This window comes from Mesorhizobium sp. M8A.F.Ca.ET.021.01.1.1 (genome assembly GCF_003998025.1).
Classification (GTDB): Bacteria; Pseudomonadota; Alphaproteobacteria; order Rhizobiales; family Rhizobiaceae; genus Mesorhizobium.
Genome location: NZ_RZSJ01000052.1, coordinates 1 through 17,969, shown reverse-complemented (window position 1 = coordinate 17,969; position 17,969 = coordinate 1). Strand labels below are relative to the sequence as shown.

At 59.4% G+C, this 17,969-nt stretch carries 14 protein-coding genes, 5 pseudogenes and 1 riboswitch; of the genes and pseudogenes, 7 read left to right on the top strand and 12 right to left on the bottom strand.

The annotated features are described in order from the left end of the window. Positions 1 to 100: 100 nt before the first annotated feature. A riboswitch (TPP riboswitch) is annotated at positions 101 to 217 on the bottom strand. 277 nt (positions 218 to 494) lie between these two features. From queE to EOA36_RS07065, 4 genes and pseudogenes are all read right to left on the bottom strand, one after another. Further along, positions 495 to 1,233 (bottom strand): annotated as a pseudogene (queE, locus tag EOA36_RS07080) (7-carboxy-7-deazaguanine synthase QueE). Continuing rightward, on the bottom strand, positions 1,230 to 1,586 hold the full coding sequence (queD, locus tag EOA36_RS07075; RefSeq protein WP_126101879.1) for a 6-carboxytetrahydropterin synthase QueD: 357 nt from the start codon (positions 1,584 to 1,586) through the stop codon (positions 1,230 to 1,232). The pseudogene queE and the gene queD overlap by 4 nt, the downstream one beginning before the upstream one ends. After that, complete coding sequence (gene queC, locus EOA36_RS07070) at positions 1,586 to 2,284, bottom strand: 7-cyano-7-deazaguanine synthase QueC (RefSeq protein WP_126101878.1); 699 nt, start codon at positions 2,282 to 2,284, stop codon at positions 1,586 to 1,588. Before queC ends, queD begins: the two co-directional genes overlap by 1 nt. A gap of 507 nt (positions 2,285 to 2,791) precedes the next feature. After that, positions 2,792 to 3,071, bottom strand: a pseudogene (locus EOA36_RS07065) (phasin family protein); the annotation flags it as partial. A gap of 76 nt (positions 3,072 to 3,147) precedes the next feature. Between EOA36_RS07065 and EOA36_RS38095 the strand changes: the two are divergent. Continuing rightward, a pseudogene (locus EOA36_RS38095) lies at positions 3,148 to 3,264 on the top strand (IS5/IS1182 family transposase); the annotation flags it as partial. 195 nt (positions 3,265 to 3,459) lie between these two features. On the opposite strand, the gene EOA36_RS07055 reads toward EOA36_RS38095, so the two are convergent. Together EOA36_RS07055 and EOA36_RS07050 are read right to left on the bottom strand one after the other, a co-directional pair. After that, on the bottom strand, positions 3,460 to 3,708 hold the full coding sequence (locus EOA36_RS07055) for a DUF982 domain-containing protein (RefSeq protein WP_126101876.1): 249 nt from the start codon (positions 3,706 to 3,708) through the stop codon (positions 3,460 to 3,462). 41 nt (positions 3,709 to 3,749) lie between these two features. Next, positions 3,750 to 5,400, bottom strand: a pseudogene (locus tag EOA36_RS07050) (MFS transporter). A gap of 62 nt (positions 5,401 to 5,462) precedes the next feature. Here EOA36_RS07050 and EOA36_RS07045 point away from each other — a divergent pair. Further along, complete coding sequence (locus EOA36_RS07045; protein WP_245460088.1) at positions 5,463 to 6,137, top strand: DUF309 domain-containing protein; 675 nt, start codon at positions 5,463 to 5,465, stop codon at positions 6,135 to 6,137. A gap of 93 nt (positions 6,138 to 6,230) precedes the next feature. Here the strand turns inward: EOA36_RS07045 and EOA36_RS07040 are convergent, their stop codons facing one another. Next, positions 6,231 to 6,659, bottom strand: coding sequence for a hypothetical protein (locus tag EOA36_RS07040; protein WP_126101875.1), 429 nt, complete (start codon positions 6,657 to 6,659; stop codon positions 6,231 to 6,233). 1,480 nt (positions 6,660 to 8,139) lie between these two features. Here EOA36_RS07040 and EOA36_RS07035 point away from each other — a divergent pair. The 3 genes from EOA36_RS07035 (at position 8,140) to EOA36_RS07025 (ending at position 11,009) form a co-directional block, all read left to right on the top strand. Next, positions 8,140 to 9,768, top strand: coding sequence for an EAL domain-containing protein (locus EOA36_RS07035; RefSeq protein WP_245460087.1), 1,629 nt, complete (start codon positions 8,140 to 8,142; stop codon positions 9,766 to 9,768). A gap of 454 nt (positions 9,769 to 10,222) precedes the next feature. Beyond that, on the top strand, positions 10,223 to 10,525 hold the full coding sequence (locus EOA36_RS07030; protein WP_126101874.1) for a DUF982 domain-containing protein: 303 nt from the start codon (positions 10,223 to 10,225) through the stop codon (positions 10,523 to 10,525). Between the two features lie 235 nt (positions 10,526 to 10,760). Beyond that, a complete protein-coding gene (locus EOA36_RS07025) occupies positions 10,761 to 11,009 on the top strand; it encodes a DUF982 domain-containing protein (RefSeq protein WP_126101873.1) in 249 nt (82 codons plus the stop codon). Between the two features lie 146 nt (positions 11,010 to 11,155). Here EOA36_RS07025 and EOA36_RS07020 read toward each other — a convergent pair. After that, positions 11,156 to 12,586, bottom strand: a pseudogene (locus EOA36_RS07020) (NAD-dependent succinate-semialdehyde dehydrogenase). Positions 12,587 to 13,095: 509 nt separating this feature from the next. On the opposite strand from EOA36_RS07020, the gene EOA36_RS07015 reads away from it, so the two are divergent. Next, the gene (locus EOA36_RS07015) at positions 13,096 to 13,308 is read left to right on the top strand and encodes a cold-shock protein (RefSeq protein WP_126101872.1); all 213 of its coding nucleotides are present in this window, start codon (positions 13,096 to 13,098) and stop codon (positions 13,306 to 13,308) included. 212 nt (positions 13,309 to 13,520) lie between these two features. Here the strand turns inward: EOA36_RS07015 and EOA36_RS07010 are convergent, their stop codons facing one another. Beyond that, entirely contained in the window at positions 13,521 to 13,988 is a 468-nt protein-coding gene (locus EOA36_RS07010; RefSeq protein ID WP_126101871.1) for a MucR family transcriptional regulator, read from the bottom strand. A gap of 1,146 nt (positions 13,989 to 15,134) precedes the next feature. On the opposite strand from EOA36_RS07010, the gene EOA36_RS37180 reads away from it, so the two are divergent. Continuing rightward, entirely contained in the window at positions 15,135 to 15,305 is a 171-nt protein-coding gene (locus EOA36_RS37180) for a hypothetical protein (protein WP_167498768.1), read from the top strand. A gap of 191 nt (positions 15,306 to 15,496) precedes the next feature. Here EOA36_RS37180 and panD read toward each other — a convergent pair whose 3' ends face one another. The 3 genes from panD to EOA36_RS06995 all read right to left on the bottom strand — a co-directional run. Continuing rightward, positions 15,497 to 15,949, bottom strand: a complete 453-nt coding sequence (panD, locus tag EOA36_RS07005) for an aspartate 1-decarboxylase (protein ID WP_126101870.1) — start codon at positions 15,947 to 15,949, stop codon at positions 15,497 to 15,499. A 68-nt stretch (positions 15,950 to 16,017) separates the two neighbouring features. Next, positions 16,018 to 17,001, bottom strand: coding sequence for a beta-ketoacyl-ACP synthase III (locus tag EOA36_RS07000; RefSeq protein WP_126101869.1), 984 nt, complete (start codon positions 16,999 to 17,001; stop codon positions 16,018 to 16,020). Then, positions 16,998 to 17,969 (bottom strand): aminotransferase class III-fold pyridoxal phosphate-dependent enzyme (locus EOA36_RS06995; RefSeq protein WP_127276304.1); only part of this gene is annotated, 972 nt, incomplete at its 5' end. The genes EOA36_RS06995 and EOA36_RS07000, both read right to left, overlap by 4 nt.

The following is a 17,969-nucleotide window of genomic DNA, read 5'->3' as shown; positions in this document are numbered from 1 at the left end:
AGGCTCCTTTGCTCATGCATTGGAGACCCAGTTCTGTGCCGGAAGGATGAAAAGACGCTTCTGTCGACCTGCCGAAACAGGATATCGGGCGTAAACTCCCGCAAAAGCGCTTGCACCGTCCCTACGCCAGTATGAACTGGATCAGGTTCAACGGGTCACTGCGCCGCGAAAGCCAGCAGTATCTCAGCCCCTTGCCGGGACTCCCCTGGTGAATGCGCCGAATTGAACGGGCCGGCGCTATTTTGTCAAGCGCATTTGGCCCGCGGCGCTGATCGGCGGCCAATCAGACCGGGCAGAAAAGCTCGCGCATGCGTCGGGGACAAGTCACCCCTAGAGGAGCGGCGAAGCGCCCACGATAGGCGAACCATCATGCGGATTCGAAACCTTTTCCAGCACGGCATTTCGGGCTTGCCGAACCGACGTTGCTATCGCCCAATTGGGTGAGATTGCTTTAGATGTCTGTCTTGCTCGTCATCGGCAATCCTTCCGCGTGGCTAGACGCCCCGTTTGTTCCCCCAGAGCAGAACATGAAGCTGCGGCAGTACACGCGCCTCGAACCACCTGTCACGGATCACCTTTTCGACCAGCCATTCCATTCGCTTCATCACGCCGGCCATGTCGATGAACGCGTCTTCGTTACCGGGAAGCGGCGGCGTGTGGTTGCCGGGCTGCAGATAGACGGGTAATTGCGGGTAGCGCGCCGCCGCGTCTTTGGCATAGGCATAGTCATCATCGTCGAAGACGACGAGCTTGAGCGCCATCCGCGGCTTATCCTGCGCAGCCTCGACGCAGGTGTCGAACACGGCCCAATCTGTCGTCATTTCGCTTGAGGGCGGCTTGGGGCTGAGCACCAGCACGTCGAGATCCGCGAACCATTGCTTAGGCACCGAGCCTTGGGTTTCCAACGCAAAGCGGTAGCCCTCACCATGCCCGCGCTCGATCAACCGGCCAAGCGGCTGGATGGCCGGATTGCCGCCCGACAGCGACACCATCACGGGCTGACCGCCGGAAAACGAAATGACCTTTTGCCAGACCATCATCGGTTGACATCATCTCCCAATCATAGCGGAAGCGACTGTCCACCGCATGCAGGCTGTCGCACCAGGAACAGCGATAATCGCACCCGCCCGTTCTTACGAACACCGTCGGCAGGCCGATCAGCATTCCTTCGCCCTGAATGGTCGGCCCAAAAATCTCGCTCACGCGGATTCCGGGCTGCAACGCGCAGGTCATGGCCGGTATTCCGCCCAGGTTTTCGGCGTCTCGCTCACCCGCACGGCGGAGGTTTGTGGTAACCGCACCTTGCACCAGTCGTAGAAGTGCCTGGCCAGACATTCCGCTGTGACACGGTCATGCCCCAGGACGTCGTTAAGATGCCGATGGTCGAACGTCCCATCGATGTAGTGCTTGAGCGCCGCCAGGTCTTGGTAGTCGCGCACAAAGCCATGTTCGTCCAGTTCTCCACCTGAAAGTTCCACTACGACGATGTAGTTGTGGCCGTGTAGACGCGCGCACTGATGATCGGATGGCAAGGAGGTGAGCTGATGCGAGGCCGAGAAGTGGAACTCTTTGGTAATGCGAAACATCACGCGCTCCTTGTCTGGACAGCGTGGAGCCAGAAGTCCGCGTCCTCATAGTCTGTCGGATCGGCAATGCCGGCTAGATCGAATGCTTCGCGCCGTTCGATGCATGTCCCGCAGCGACCGCAATGACGTGCGCCGCCCTTGTAGCAGGACCACGTCGCCTCGAACGGTGTGGCGTACTTTGCCCCCTCGCTAACGATGTCGGCCTTCGACATATTCACATAGGGGGCGTAAAGGCGGATATCGGCGTAACCTGCGAGCGCGTGGTTCTGCATCGTCTGAAAGGCGTCGATAAAAGCGGGCCGGCAATCGAGATAGATGAAATGATCTCCGCCGTGCACGGCAGTGGCCACCGCATCGGCTTGCTGCGCGGCGGCAACCCCGAAGGCGATAGCCAGCATGATGGCGTTCCTGTTCGGCACCACCGTGATCCTCATAGGGTCTTCGGCATAGTGCCCGTCGGGCACATCCACACTATCAGTCAGCGCCGAGCCGCTCAGGTTCCGGCCGACATCGCGGATATCGACGATTTGGTGCGGAACACCCAGCCGTTTGGCGCAGATAGAGGCAAAGCCGAGTTCCTTTTTGTGCCTCTGGCCGTAATCGAACGAAAGCAGGCCAATGAGTTTCTGCTCGGTCGCCACCTTGTGAGCGAGCGAAACGGAATCCAATCCGCCGGAGCAGATGACGAGGGCATTCATGGTTTGAGTCCTTGTTTTGACCGGGTAAGGCTGCGACCGGAGATTTCTCTGCGTTCCCCGTACTCCACGGAGCCGGTTTTGTGAATGGGTGGACGCGATTGAGGCGCACGTACCTTGGTGTCAGCGTCCCCAACACGACTTGCACGCGACTTGTCGCGCATCGTCGACCGCCAAGCGGCTGGGGTCGCCGCGACCTTCGTGCATTGGTAGGAGCCCCCCAAACCGGTGCGCAGCGCGATTGTCGAGACGGCGACAAGCGGTGCATTCCCCGACTGGTCGCGCACCATCTCATTGCATGAACAAATCGCGCGGCTTGTCCGCTACAGCGAGGAGAACCGCGACTAATGCCCACCGGAACTAGAGGCCAAGAGGCGCCGAAAATCGTGAGGACGACGTCACTGCGATGCGGTCGGGCAGACAAAGCCGTCCGACCAGATGGAAGAAGACCGGCGCGAGGTGTCTCAGTGGACGAGGTACTGACTTTCGGTCTCGGGTTGCCTTAAAGAATCAGGCGGCCTTGCGTTCCTTCAAAGCCTTCTCAAAGGCATCCTTGATCGGCTTGGATACGTTCCTCGCTAGCTCTCAACATCAATGCCTGGATGGCCTTGGCCTGCTCAGCGGACTTCTCGATCTGTTTGCGCAGGAATGCGCTTTGCAGTTCGAAGAACTCGGACGGCGACTTCACGGCAACCAAAGCTTCGAGGTGCGTGAAGCCGGCTTCGGCATTGGCTTGCAGAGCCGCAATCGTCTTCAGGAGCATCTCGTTGCTGGTGGTCTTGGCCATTTCACGAAATCGCAGCAACGGATTTATGAAGCTGACATGAATTTGCGCGAGTGGGCTGCACCTCGTGCTGCACGAATACCTCAAGAACTTTCTCGAACGCGGGCCGTGGCTGCGACACGTCTTCGCCGACCGCGGCTGTGTCGGACCGAAGCTTAAGGGCGCGATTCAAAAGATCGGCGCGTTCACCCAGGAGATCGGACTGATTTCGGGCGAAGACTTTCCGCTACTTGCGGGCGTTGCCGAAGACGCAGACCGGTGCATTCTTGACTGCCAAAGCGGCTCTTTACATATTTTCACGCCGCTTCGGTCAGCGTCGGACGACGCGGGCGCGACGTCTTAAACGCTCGTTCAGCTGATAGAGGAACTCATGAACGATATGATTTTTGACCCGTCAATCGCCGCGTAGGATATTTGCTTCGCGCGCGGCCGTGACGAAGGCCCTGCGGGCGGTGGGTGGATAGGCCTCACCTCGTAGTACCTTCAGACAGGCATCCATAGCTGTCCTGCGCTTCTCCGTCTGGAGACCAAAATCCCGCAGGAGGATGGTGGCCGCATCATTGACATCGAACACGAAACGTTCTTTGCGATGGCGACCAATCTGAATCACGACTGGCCTCTCAAATTTTGTTAAGCCGGTCATTTCGCCTCGCCCTCCAAGCCGTACCAACCCAGAGCCTGCGATCACAGCCGGAAGAAAAATCGCGTCGATTGATCCCGCTTGCGGGTTGCCCCGGTCGGTCGCTCAATTGAAAGCTTGGTACGAGGCGCAATTCCCATGTTCAATTCGAACAGATGTTGATCCAACTCCTTGTCCGCGGTCGTCAGGCGATGGTTCAGGCGCAGATAGTCCATCCAGGTCGGCGCGCGAAAGGTTTCTGTCCAAAGCGAAGGATCCTGAAGATCGCGCTGGAGATTCCAGTGCCGCGCACCGACGCGGCTTTGCACGCGCCGTCGTTCCTGCATCCGGTCCAGGAAAGCTTCGACGTTTGCCTCCGGTATTGAGTACTCGATCTTAACGACGATCGGCCCGCTTCTCGGCTTCAGGTCGAGAGCGAGCTGCGGCGTTTCGAAGCCAAAAGGATCCTGATCAGAGTCCTGCCATTGACGGATAGGCATCAGCAACCCGGTGGCCGCGACCATTACGAGCGCGACAGCGGAAACCTCGAGGGCTAAGGTAAGCGAATAGTTCTCGGCCACCGTGCCCCACAGCCAACTGCCGGCCGCGATACCGCCAGACGAAAGGGCATAGTGGATCGAGAGCGTGCGACCGACGACCCACCTTGGGCTTGCCAATTGGACACTCACGTCGAGCCCCGTCCAGGTGACGACCCAGCCCGCGCCGCCGAGCGCCAGCGCAATAGCCGCCACCACCACTGAGGAAGTGAGAGCAAGAGACAGACAACACGCCGCACAGGCAATGCATGCCAGTGTTGTCAGCCGCTCCTGGGACAGAGACCGCCTCAAGACATTGTTGCAAATGCCGACGCACAAGGCGCCTGTTCCGAAGCCGGCCATCAGGACACCATAAACGATTGGTCCTCCCCCTAGTTGATTGCGGGCAACGAGAGGCAGGAGCGCGAGTATGGAGATGCTGGTCAGGCCAAAAAGCGCACCACGCGCGATTGCCGCCTTGATCTCCGCCGACAGGGCCGTGAAGCGCGCTCCGTCATGAATAGCAGTGGTCAATGGCTCGCGCGGGAGAGGTGAGGCGCGAACATCCCATTTGCGGCGCCCTATGGTCCACAGCAGCGCTACATAGGTCAGCGTCGCCACAGCGAAAGCTGTCAGAGGTCCAAAGGAGGCAACGACGATGCCACCGAGCGCCGGGCCGACGCTTCGAACGGCGTTGTATCCAACCGAGATCAGCGTGACCGCGGCTGGGACTTCGCGTTTTCGCAAGATATCGCCCACCGACGCGTGCCAGGCAGGATCGGTGAACGCGGCTCCCGCTCCGGCCAAACAGCTGAATGCGAGAACCATCCATGGATTGAAAATCCCCACGGCCGCAAGAACAGTCAGCATCGCCGAGGACAATGCTATCGCGCAACCAGCCGGCGAACATGAGATTGCGGCGGCTGTAGTTGTCAGCCAGGACCCCGGCGATAATCGACAGGACGAATACGGGCAGTGTGGTCGAAGCCTGCACCAAGGCGACCATGACGTCCGACGTCGAAATGGTCGCCATCAGCCAACTGATGGCGACGGTTTGAATGAGCCAGCCAAGGCTGGCGACCTGTGTGGCAAGCCAGATCGAACGAAAGGTCGCATTCTCGAGCGGCGCAAATGTCGCCGACGAAGCCGGACTCGCATCTTCGCGCGCCACCCTGCTCATTGGGTTGAGCCCTCCCTTGGTCTATCGGTCGTGTTAGAGGTGCCCTCCCGGCCCACGTGCCCATGGAGGAATGGCACCATGAGCGCATTTTGTCGGGGCAGCGCAAGATATTTCTTTACCGCTGGCACTCTGGCGCAAGCGATTGCTTTATCTGGAATTGCCACCAACGCGCTTTCATGATTGCTGGGTCCATGTCACGTCCTCGCCTGCTGCCTGAAAAGAATTTTCCGGGCTACGCATACCTGCCTGGCAAACATCCACATCCGGTTCGCGACCCGTTGGGTCACAGTTATCAAAGCGACCCGGTCACCCTTGTTACAGTCGAGGAATCACTCAGTTCAAACGTGTTCCGATGGGGAATCGACCTTTTCAACCACGGGTATTACTGGGAAGCTCATGAGGCTTGGGAGCCTCTTTGGCATGCTGCGAAACAAAGCGCCCAGCATCGCCTGTTCTTCAAGGCATTGATCCTGTTGGCGGCGGCCGGGGTGAAGATCCGCGAGGGAAAGCGGGCCGCTGCCTTGCGGCATGCGGCAAGAGCTGCAGGGCTTTTTCGTCGGGTGGCGCTTCTGCCGAGCCGGCCCTTTGAGGCCGCACTCGGAATCACACCTGCCGCGCTCGCGGCAGAGGCCGAAGCGGCCACAACGTTCCCGACTGCTTTGCGAGAGCCGATGCCTGGCCAGCTGCCTGAGCCCGTTTTCGATTTCATTCTCGCACCGAACTCCGAGAGGAGCTGATGGATGGCCAGTACGGACGTCTTCGTTACTTGGACGCACTGCTGCGTCTGTCGTGAACAGTTTGACAAGGGCTTCAATCCTGGCGCAGTCGACCTACCGCTGAGCCCGGCTCTGGCGGAGGACCCATGGCAGGCGCCGCTTCCATCGTTGACCTCGCGGCAAAGAAACATCTTTCTGCCACCGCTTTAACTTGCGGGTTCGTCTGCGCCCAGTCTGTTCGTGCGATGCTTCCGCCATCGGCGCTTCCTCAACCGTCGGCGGCTTGGGAAGCGATCCGTCGGGTACGATCTCGTCCTTGGCATCGGATGCAGCTTCGCCGGTGGTAGGCATGGGCTGTGGACGACCATCCTCGGCAAAAATCGGCTGCGGCGTCGCTTCAGCGATCGCACCTTCCTTCTTCGCTTCGGAGAGTTCGTTCGCGATGGCAGCCAGGTCGATGCCGCCCCAGATCGACTGTGGCCGCTTCACGAGCTCACGCTTCTGTTTGATCTCGACGACAAAGGGGCGCTGCGGCTGCCTCATGGTGATCTCGTGGATTTAGGGGAGTTGCGAGTGTCCTCTAGGCGGAGCGCACGCCTTCGTCCACCCGCAGCCACGCATTCTCCAAAGGTTTTCGGAGACGTTGCCGCCGTCCAAGCCATGACGAGAGCTGCTCACCTCCGACGCCTGGGCCTACGCTCCCGATCTCTTGTCCTGTCAGCATGATCGTCATGACGATCATATCGCCCACGCAGTCGCCTTTGCTGGGCCCATCGCGAAGCCGCAAAAGATTCAGAATGCAATGAAGATGGTGGCCGCTCCTATCCATACCTCCATGTTCCCGAGTGCATCAGACGCGTCCAACGCATTTTCGGAATCGATCACGAGCGATCGATTCATGCTGTTGATGGAAGCATGCCGGGTGGCACGAGTGGCCGGGCACAGATTACCGCTCGACAACCGCTCGGCAATCCCAAAGCCGCACTTGGGGCACATCGCCTCGGCTTCCCTTCACCGGGTTGAGAAGTCGCAAGAGGTGGCGCTGACCAGGCTTGTTCCACAGCCCTCATTGTCGTTGATCCAGACGCGCGGGGTGGTGCGTGGGCACCCTGCTCGATTGCCTGGATCACCGGTCGTCAGTGTAGAGCGGCAGCGTAGCCCCTGCGCTGGACCTCGAGCTCCGCCGGCGACATCGTCGACCGCAAGCGTAGCTCGACATAGACGGCCTCCGCTGGGTCCGCCTCACGCCCGTAGCCTGAGGCAAACATACTGCAAAGCCTACAATCAGGCGTTCCCATTTACGGCGCGCCCGGCGCGCCCATTCTGCATCGAGACGTACGCGGTCGGGATAGCGGTTTTCTCCCGATCGACGAACTCGAAGACGGCGAGATCGAAACCATCGACGAATTTCGATCCCTTCGAGTATAAGCCGGCTCATTGAGCCAGCTTAGCCTGGCATGCGTCGAAACAGAAAGCCCGATTCGCCAACCGCCACAATTACGAAAACATGGATCAGGTTAGGTCGGCTATGTCCTAAGGGAGCATCGCGATTTTCGCTATCTTTGAATTTTGGGAGCTCTTGGCTTCGCAACTTGGGTATCCAAATTTCGCGGTTGAAATTTACTTTTTCCGAATTGCTCTGTGCTAGGGACCCACACGAAGCACCTACTCTAGCGCGGGGGAGTGAAAGAGTGATGCAGCGTCGGTCTGCCGCAAGGTTCGGTGACCTTCTGGCGGGAGATTTGCGGGCTTTTGGCGGGCCCTCGACGATCGAACCACTTGCCGGCCGAATCAGGGCGGAGCAGGTCAGTATCGTGCTTCGCAACACGCCTCTTGGCATGGTTGCGAACATACTCAATGCGGCCACTCTTGTTATGGCGCTTTGGGGCTCGCCCGACCAAACGAAAGCCATCCTCTGGGCGAGTGTCATCATCGCCGCCGCTGGGTTCGTAGGCCTAAGAGCGAGATCATCGTTTCAGTCAGTCAAACCCGGTCGGTGTCTCGCCGAGCAACACAAAACCTGGTGCGGAACGCCTTCCTGTTCGGCACTTGGTGGGGAGCACTTCCCGTTCTGTTCTTCAGCGGGGCAACAAGTGCCGCCCAGGTTGTCATTACCTGCCTGAGCGCCGGGATGATCGCGGGCGGTGCCGCTTCTTTTTACACGATTCCCATTGCGGCCGTCGCGTATACGCTGCCGATCTTCGTCGGTTCGATGCTTGCGATTGCGTGGGTGGAAGGCGCCATCAATCTGCTCGTCGCAATCCTGATAGTGAGCTACGCCATCACGCTGTTTCGCGCAGTGCTCGCTCACGCGGTCGAATTTACCCGACGCTTCATTCTGCAAGCGGAAAGCGAAAATGCCATTCGCAGGGATGTTCTAACGAGTTTGCCAAACCGGTTCAGCTTCAACGAGCGGCTGGAGAACGCGTTGGTGGACGCAAAGCAGTTTGACCAGCACTTTGCGTTGCTTTTGTTCGATCTTAACAATTTTGCCGAGGTGAATGATCGCTTTGGCCGAGCCATGGCGGATGCCCTTTTGGTTGAAGTGGCTGCGAGACTTCGGAGATCGACGCGGGAGAGCGATGGCATTGCGAGATTGGAGGGCGGCGAATTTGCAATAATCGCTACGCGCGATATCAGGCCAGATCAAATCAGGTCCTTGGCCAAACAGATCATAGAGGCCATGCGCGCCCCGTTCTTGATCGAAGGGCGCGAAATATATTGCAGGGCCTCTATAGGTATCGCTTTGGCGCCCACTGACGGTTTGGATGCCAACCAACTCCTGCGGTGCGTCGATACCGCGCTACACAGGGCTAAGACGCTGGGGGCGGGGTCCATCCAGTTTTTCAGCCCAAGCGACGATGAAGCTGCTGCCAGGCGCCATGCCCTTGAACGCGATCTGGCATCTGCGCTTGCCAACGACCAGCTTTGGCTCGCATTTCAACCCTTTCTCGACCTCGGGAGCGATCGCATCCGAGGTTTTGAAGCGCTTCTGCGATGGCAGCATCCGACCCTTGGCCAGATCCCTCCGACAGAGTTCATACCCATCGCTGAAGAAACGGATTTGATTCACTCCATCGGACACTGGGTCGTCAAAACGGCTTGTTTGGCAGCGGCGCGCTGGCCGCGCGACTTGCGGGTCTCCGTCAACTTGTCGGTAGTGCAGCTTAGGAATAAAGCCTTGCTGGATGGAATTGTAGTGGCCTTGGCTGAAGCCGGTTTGGACCCCCGAAGACTCGAGGTCGAGATCACAGAAACTGTGCTGATTTCGAATTTTGAAGAAACGATTTCATTATTACAATCGTTAATTTCCCTATCCGTCACAGTTGCTCTTGACGATTTTGGCACCGGCTATTCATCACTGACCTATCTTCGTAAATTGCCGCTTTCGCGGCTCAAGATCGACCGATCTTTTGTCCAGGATATGCTCACCGATGCGGACTGTGCCGCGATTGTAAGATCATTGGTTGAGTTGGCACATGAGCTTCGAATTGAGGTAACAGCCGAAGGCGTAGAAACTCCCGAACAGCTCGACTATCTGCGATGCGTCAGATGTGATGAAGCTCAAGGCTATTTAATCGGGAAACCTGTCCGGATAAGCGAAATTCCTGGCATTGCCGCGGAGCCGGTTGGTCAGGAGCTAGATACTTAAATAGCAGGACCGACACTTTGGCGGCGATGGTCTGGTTGTCTCGTATCTCGACGGTGACGACCGCCTTGCTCAGGTAGGCTGAAGGCCGCAAGTCCATGCGAGCACTGGAAGTAGCCCTGTGACGAAGCATCAGATCGAGGTGATCACGTCGGTCGAGCGGCGCCGGCGCTGGTTTCGGGAGGAGAAGGAGCGGCTGGTCGCAGCGACGTTTGAGGCTGAGGCCAGTTTTGGAGATCGCGCGATCTCTCGGCATTCATATGAGCCACCTTTTCCCGAGAGGCGGTGCCGGATCCTGGTGGCGGGTCAACGCCGGAGGATGTATCAAGCGTTTCGTACGCCGCTGCTTTCCTCTTAAACCGTCATTGCTCTGACAACACATTCTGCAATGGTCGGCGAGTTGTCGATGAGGCACCTGTTCACGCAAACCAGCTGTTCAGCAGGTCGGGAGGAACGAATGAACCCAGAGGCTTTCAGCAGCCCAGTTTTTGTGAAGCGTGCAACCTACATCGTGCAGGAGATTGCCAGCCTTGCGGACGCCGTCGACTTCCTCAATGAATGGCCAGAAGATCGCAGAGACCTGATCCACGAAGCCGCCCTCAGGACCTGCTATGACGCATACGATGGGCGAAAACCTGTAAGCGCAGCGCGCAATGCCTTTTTCGGCTTTGCGAAACGGGCCGCCATATTGGAAGATGCAATTTCCGCCATGCAATGGCTCTCTGCCTGCAAGTCCGGCCGTGGAAAAGTGCAGGTATAGGAGTCTGGCACGGGGCACGCTGAGGGGGGCATTGTGTCGGGATTTCAGGGATAGCCGAAAGCAGGAACAGGTCTCGACATTAACGGCAAAACGGCAGTCTCACGCAATCTCGCCGTGAATCAGACAACCGCACATCGGTCGCGAGTGGCTAAGTTCAGCGACGAAGATGCAGCGAGCCGATTCGGCTCGGCAAAGAAGTGCGACCGAGGCCTATTCGCCTCACAGGAGCGGAGAAATGACCGGCTTGAGCAGATTTGAGAGGCCAGTCGTTGTTCAGGTTAGCCACCACAGCTCAGAGCGGATCGTGTTCGAGGTCAATGACGCGGCCGCTATCTTGCTACGGGATCTTCAACGTCAGACCGTGAAACGGAAGGCCGCGATGGACGCCTGTCTGCAGGTGTTGCGTGGGGAGACTTATCCAGCAGCGGCTCGAAGAGCTTTCGTGGCAGCCGCGCTTGAAGCAAAGATACTTCGCGGCGATTAGAAAGCCGGGATGCTCAGGAACTGCTGACTGACCATCAGGGACAGCTGTTTGGGTTGCAACCATGATGGCTCTTCAGTTCGAATTCGGTTCTCGGGTGGCGAGCGGAAGCTTGAGAGCAAAGATCTGACGGCTGACATGCGGATGCTTCAGATGCCGCCCATGCAGAGGTATTTCATTTCGAGGTAATCCTCGAGCCCGTGGCGCGAACCCTCCCGTCCGATGGCGGACTGCTTCATCCCGCCGAAGGGTGCGGCTTCCGATGACATGCGTCCCGTGTTGATGCCCACCATGCCATACTCCAATGCCTCGGCCACACGCCAGACACGCAGCAGGTTCGAGGCATAGAAGTAAGCGGCGAGGCCGTAGATCGTGTCATTGGCCTCGTGCACAACCTGATCCGCATCGTCGAAGCGAATGGTTGGGGCCAGCGGCCCGAATGTCTCCTCTTGCGCAATGGTCATCTCGCTGGAGACTTCAGTGAGGACCGTCGGTTGGAAAAACGTGCCATCCTTGCCAATGCGTTCGCCCCCGCGGCGAATTGTACCGCCTTTTGCGACGGCATCGGCGATGTGCGATTCGATCTTGGTGAGCGCATGCCTGTCGATCAGCGGGCCAATGGCGACACCTGGATCGAAACCGTCACCAACCTGGAGCTGGCGAACCCGCTCCACGAATTTGTCGACAAATTCATCGTGAACGCCCGATTGGACGTAAAGGCGGTTTGCGGAAACGCAGGTTTGACCCGCGTTGCGGAACTTGGCCTGGATAGCACCGTCGACTGCCGCATCGACGACTGCATCGTCAAAGACGATGAAAGGCGCATTGCCGCCGAGCTCGAGACTGACCTTCTTGATCTGGTCCGAGCATTGGCGCATGAGCAGTCGGCCGACCTCGGTCGAGCCGGTGAAGCTGATCTTGCGGACCTTGGGGTTTGTGCAGAGTTCACGGCCGACGGCATCGCCTTCAGACGCATAGATCAGGTTGACCACGCCTTCGGGAAAGCCAGCCTCATGCGCAAGGGCAAACATTGCACCCGCCACGAGCGGCGTCTGTTCAGCGGGTTTCAGCACGATCGTGCAGCCCGCGGCCAAGGCCGGCGAGATCTTGCGCGCCACCATGGAGGCCGGGAAATTCCACGGCGTAATCGTGCCGACGACGCCGATCGGCTGCTTGATCACCAGCAGGCGACGGTCCGTCGATGGCGCGGAGATCGTCTCGCCATAGATGCGGTTGGCCTCTTCGGCGTACCATTGCAGGTACGCCGCCGCATGCGACACTTCCGAGTTAGCCTCGGCAAGGGGCTTGCCCATTTCCGCGGTCAATACTCGCGGCAAGGTCATCGGCGTGGTCGATAATCAGCTGATGCCAGCGCCACAGAACGTCGCTGCGTTCACGGGCCGTCAATGCCGCCCATCCAGGCTGCGCTCTATATGCTCTATCGATCGCAGTGCGTGTCTCCTCGACGCCCATGTCGGGAAGCTCTGCCAGCACTTCGCCTGTCGATGGGTGAGGACCACAAATGTGCGCTCACTGACTGGTTTGCCAAGCGCCGGCAGGCGGTCAAGGCTGCCAAACAGGTCAGGAGATTTGAGGTGGCGGATCAAAGGCGGGAGCAGCGGCAATGTCGATTCCTTAAAGCTCTTGGCCTGTCCGGCCGGGGGGACATCTACTGCCCACGTGTGGCTTTTGCATAGGACCACCTCTCACGAAAATCGTGCATCCTTGGGCCGGGTGGACCTGCCGCGGGAAAGGCCGACGGCCCGCTTCCGTCTGAACCGGCGAGGCCGAACCGTTCTATACCGGCTTCGTCCTGGGCCCCCATTTGCCCCAAGCGATCAACTTCTCGTCGCCCCGGCTCGTAGCGCTTGCAGCGCCGTCCCTCTCAGGTATCGCATCGGGGCCGCAAGGCGTGTCGTGACGTGAGCCCCAACGGGGGGTGCTGGACGATACATGAGAGGTTGCAGCCGCCGGTCAAAACCGGCCTTGCAACTTTCTCGTTTTTACTGCCCTGACGCAGAAGTTTCGGTTATGAATCGGGACTGGCCTGACGGCCTGCCGACGTTGCATTTGTTAAAGGAAAACGCATATGGCGACTGGAACGGTGAAGTGGTTAAACAGCACAAAGGGATTTGGGTTTATCCAGCCCGACAATGGCGGTCAGGATGTTTTTGTCCACATTTCCGCCGTTGAACGAGCAGGCCTCTCGACCCTCGCTGATGGCCAGAAGATCAACTATGAAATCGAACAGGACCGCCGCACCGGAAAGTCCTCAGCTGGCAGCCTCAGCAAAGCTGGCTGAAATTTTTTCCCCTGGCTCCTGTCAACAGCGGATGGACGCGGTCCGCCCGGATGTACTGACGGTCGCGCGAAATGCAGGCTGCTGCAAGGCTGCGCGGAGTCCCGGGGAAGCCAAGCGGCTTGAAAGGGAAGGCGGGATAGACCCCGCCTTTTCATATTCCGGACAGAGCCAATGGCAACTGCGTACCCCAGAACAAAGCTCGATTGCTGAAATCAAGCTGCGACCTTCTTGCGGGTCCGCTTCGCCGGTGCCGGCTGTTCCGGCTCTACTGGTTTGCGTCCGAGACCCATCGTCTTGGCCAATGCCGAGCGCGTGGCGGCGTAATTCGGCGCGACCATGGGATAATCAGCCGGCAGACCCCATTTGGCGCGATATGCGTCCGGCGTCAGCCCATAATGGGTCGACAGATGGCGCTTGAGCGATTTGAACTTCTTGCCGTCCTCAAGGCAGATGATGTGGTCCGGCGTCACCGACTTCCTGATCGATATGGCAGGCTTGAGAACCTCCGGTTCTTCTGCGGAAATACTGGCGCCGGCCGTGCCTTTGAGTGCCGCGTGCACCTGGCCGATCAGGGCAGGGAGTTCACCCACCGGGACCGGATTGCTGGAGACATAGGCTGAGACGACATCGGCGGTGAGCTCGATGAGGACGGCGACGGTGTTGTCGGCTTCTTCTGTCATGAAACTCTCCGGGTGGCTTGAAAGACAGTCGGCGAAGTGTCGCTACATAGTGGCGGTTACCGCTGAAAGCAATAAAGCCCCGTCAAGACTATTGCGATGCTCGTCCTGCACTGTGGTCAATAGGGACTCATCCCGTCTTGCGCGTTCTGATCCGACCGCAGTTGGGCACATCCATGCTCGATGTAGCATGAGCGAGCGATCCTGACCTGAAACGCAGCCAAGCCTGTCCTTGATCTCTTCTATCCCGAAGATTGGAATCGATCATTCGGAGAAGTCCGGTCCGGCACGCTCACCGATGGCTGCGAACAGACTAGCCGCATGTAAAGCAGCAGAATCGAACTGGCAGGTGGGGCAGGCGTTCTCCTGTTCTTCTGCAACGATCTCGTCGAGACCGAAACGATTGCCCGAGCACCCCCGCGGCGCCAAAGCGCGTGCTTAGGGGGACGGCCCGGTGCCCAGCATCAGAGAGCCGGGGACTTCGGTTGGCGCGTTCAGCTTCCTCCTCGACCAGCGCTTCGCCGCGAAAAGTAGCATCGTGACATTGGTGGAAAGGGGGAGGGAAGAAAGACGCCCACGGCGCTTGTGCTGAGGCAGCATCCGCACCGACCGCACCAGTGTTCCCAACCGAAAAACCCGCCACTCTTGCGGGCGAGAGCGGCGGGCTTTTTTGCAGAGTTACTCGAACTGAATACGCGTTCCCACTCACATTAGATGCGGATAATTAAGGCTGTATTAAAATGCAAAATTTGGGCATCTAAATCGATCCGAGCGCAAGATACCGCGCGCCCGGACGTTCGGGGCCTAAATTGTCGCCGTGGTCAAATCGACAAACCATCAGCCATCAGAAAATCTCTGCTTGACGTAACGTAAGGTCCCGTGTTTTTCGCCGTGCATGGAGCGACTTCCAGTCTCGGTCCAGGGCGACGAAAATGAGGGGCAGCGATGGTGGCTGGCGAACCAAACGACGTGCGCGTCAAGCGTTGCGGTGGGGATGGGTCGTTCATATTGTGGAGGACGGCAAACTGACAGTTCATCGGTTCAAGATACAGTGTCCCGCCGAGAATTTCGCCGATGGCTAACGCGCCAGGCTCGGCCTTGCTAGCAGGCCACCAATTGACGAACACTGATGTCTGGGGGAGACGTTGGATGGCTGGCGCGCCTTTTGCGCTGGCGGAAAAACACATCGGCGAAAGGCCACTTACAATGCTGCTTGCGGCTAATGACACGGCGGCCAAGATCACGAAAACCCAGGTCGTCAAGGACCTGGCCGCGGCGCTCGAAAAACAGCATGAATTTGCAAGCCGCCACCGCAAGTGACTTCAGACAGGGAGTCGAGCCGCGTGGCTGTTGGCTCAACCGTGGAGATGCCGACATTGCGTGCGATCTCACGAAAGCCCGCTGTGGCTAAAGACGCGGCGGGCCTCTCCTCGAAGCTTCATTGATCCTGAAGCTTAGGTCCACTCTTCAGCGCTGTACGAGTTACGAGGGGCGGAGAGTCTCGGCGGGTGTCACGCCCCGGAGACCAGGGCAGGAATGGACAGAACCTCGTTCGCCTCGTCAAGAATCGAGAAGGTGTAGCGGCCATCTGCGTCAAGGTCGACGGAGTAGCTCAGGCGGTCGAGTATATGGTTATCCTGGTCGAACGTAACGATCCGCGGCTTCAGCGAGGCGATATGCGCTTCGTCCAGGTAGATCGAGTTGCAGACAATGATCTGGTCGTCGGGCTGGCAGGTGCGGGCCGCCGCGCCGTTGAGGATGCAGCAGCGTGAGCCGCGTTCGCCGAGGATGACATAGGTCGAAATCCGCGCACCGGAATTCTTGTTCCATATGTCCACGAATTCCATGGGCAGGATGCCTGCTTCTTCGCAGTGGTCAGGGTCGAGCGTTATCGACCCGTGGCAGTTGAGGTTCGCTTCGGTGACGTAGATGCCGTGCAGCTTGCCGGCTACTATTTTTCGCATTGGTCTGTTGTCCTATCCATCATGAATGACTGGTGGTCCTGCCGCTCTCGGAGCAGCCAGTTATGCGGCTAAACTACGACGACGAGTGCGCCGCCGCTGAGACCAGCACCCGCTGCCGCCAGAAGGATTTTCTCGCCCGGTCGAAACGGCTCAGTCCGATGGGCCAGTGACAGGGAGAGCGGGATCGTCGCGGCGGAAGAATTGCCGTATTCGGCAATCGTCTTGACGATTGCTTGATCGGCAATGCCAAGGTTCCTCCCGACCGCATCGAAAATGCGGGCATTGGCCTGATGCGGTACGAACCTGTCGACATCCTGTGGGCGTACTCCGGCAGCGGCGAGCGCGCTTGTCGAGCAATCGGTCATCATCTCGACAGCCTTGGCGAAGACTTCCCGGCCGTCGGTCATCGTCATTCGGGTTTGCCCGAGATCCAGGCCACTTTGGAATGGGATGTTGCTTCCGCCCGCCGGGATCTGGATCAGCCGGTAGCGCGAGCCGTCCGAATCCACCGACGCACCGAGAATGCCCCGATCCGGACCCTCGCACGGACCAATCACCAGGGCGCCGGCGGCATCGGCAAACAGTACGGCGCTGGCGCGCTCGGCCGGATTGATGCGGCGGCTGAGGATGTTGGCGGCGATGACCAGGGCCGCTTTGCCGTGCAGGCGGGTGAAGCCATCCGCGAACATCAGCGCATAGATGAAGCCGGCGCAGGCGCCGGTCAGATCGACCGCGCCGGCTTGGCCGAGCCCGAGCCGGTGTGCGACCAGCGGCGCACTGGGCGGTAGGAGATGGTCGGGCGTCGAGGTGGCGAGCAACAGCAGACCAATGTCGCTGCGGTCAATGCCGGCATTCGCCAGCGCCATGTCGCCGGCACGGGCGGCCAGGCCAGACAACGTGTCTTCGTCCGTTGCCCAGAATCGCGAGCGAATTCCGGTGCGCCGCTCGATCCAGCCAAGTTCGAGCCCGAGACGGTTTTCGATTTCCGGGTTCTCGACCCTGCGCGCCGGCACATGATGACCAAACCCGAGAAGGCGCGACGATCGGCTCATGGCCTCGAACCGAAGCGTTCGCCGGCTTCTTCGATCGCGTCATAGAGTCCGTCCAACTCGTCGCCGGTGATGCAATAGGGCGGGAGAAGGTAGAGGACATTGCCGAGCGGACGAACAAGCAGGCCGCGCTCGAGGAAAAAGGCGCGCAGCTTCGGCCCGATCTCGGCCAGATAGCCCGCAGAGCCGGCGCGCAAATCGAGCGCCGCGATCGTGCCGGTCGTCCGGCTGTCGGTGAAGAACGGATTGTCGCGAAAGCGCCGAAGTCCGGCGGCCTGCATCGCGCTCAAGGCCGCGACCCGCTCGGCCACGGGCTCGTCACGCCAGATCTCGACATTGGCGAGTGCTGCCGCGCAAGCAATCGGATTGGCAGTGTAGGAACTCGAATGAAAGAAGGTCTTCTTCCGGTCTTCGGAATAGTGGGCCTGGAAGATGGCATCGGTGGCGAGCGTAGCCGCCAGCGGGATCACGCCGCCGGTCAGGCCCTTCGACGTGCACAGGATGTCCGGCGAGACGGATGCCTGCTCGCAGGCGAACATGGTTCCGGTTCGCCCCCAGCCGGTCATGACTTCGTCGGCGATCACGAGCGTGCCGGAGGCTTCGGCAATCTTCTTCAATTCGGTCAGAACCCAGGCCGCATACATCAGCATGCCGCCGGCGCCAAGAACGAGCGGCTCGACGATCAGGGCGGCGGCGCGTCGGTCGCGGCTGACGGCCTCGAACCGATCCAGCGTCTCCTGCTCGCGGCCCGCGGCCGGAAAGGGAATGGTATCGACCTCGAACAGCAGCGGCTCGTAGGCAGCGTTGAACACGCCGCGGGCGCCGACGCTCATCGTGCCGATCGTGTCGCCATGATAGCTGTGCTCCATGGCGACGATCCGCGAGCGCGGCCCGCCTATGTTGCCGAAATAGCCGAGCGCTATCTTCAACGCGACTTCGACGGAGGTCGAGCCGCTGTCGGAATAGAACAC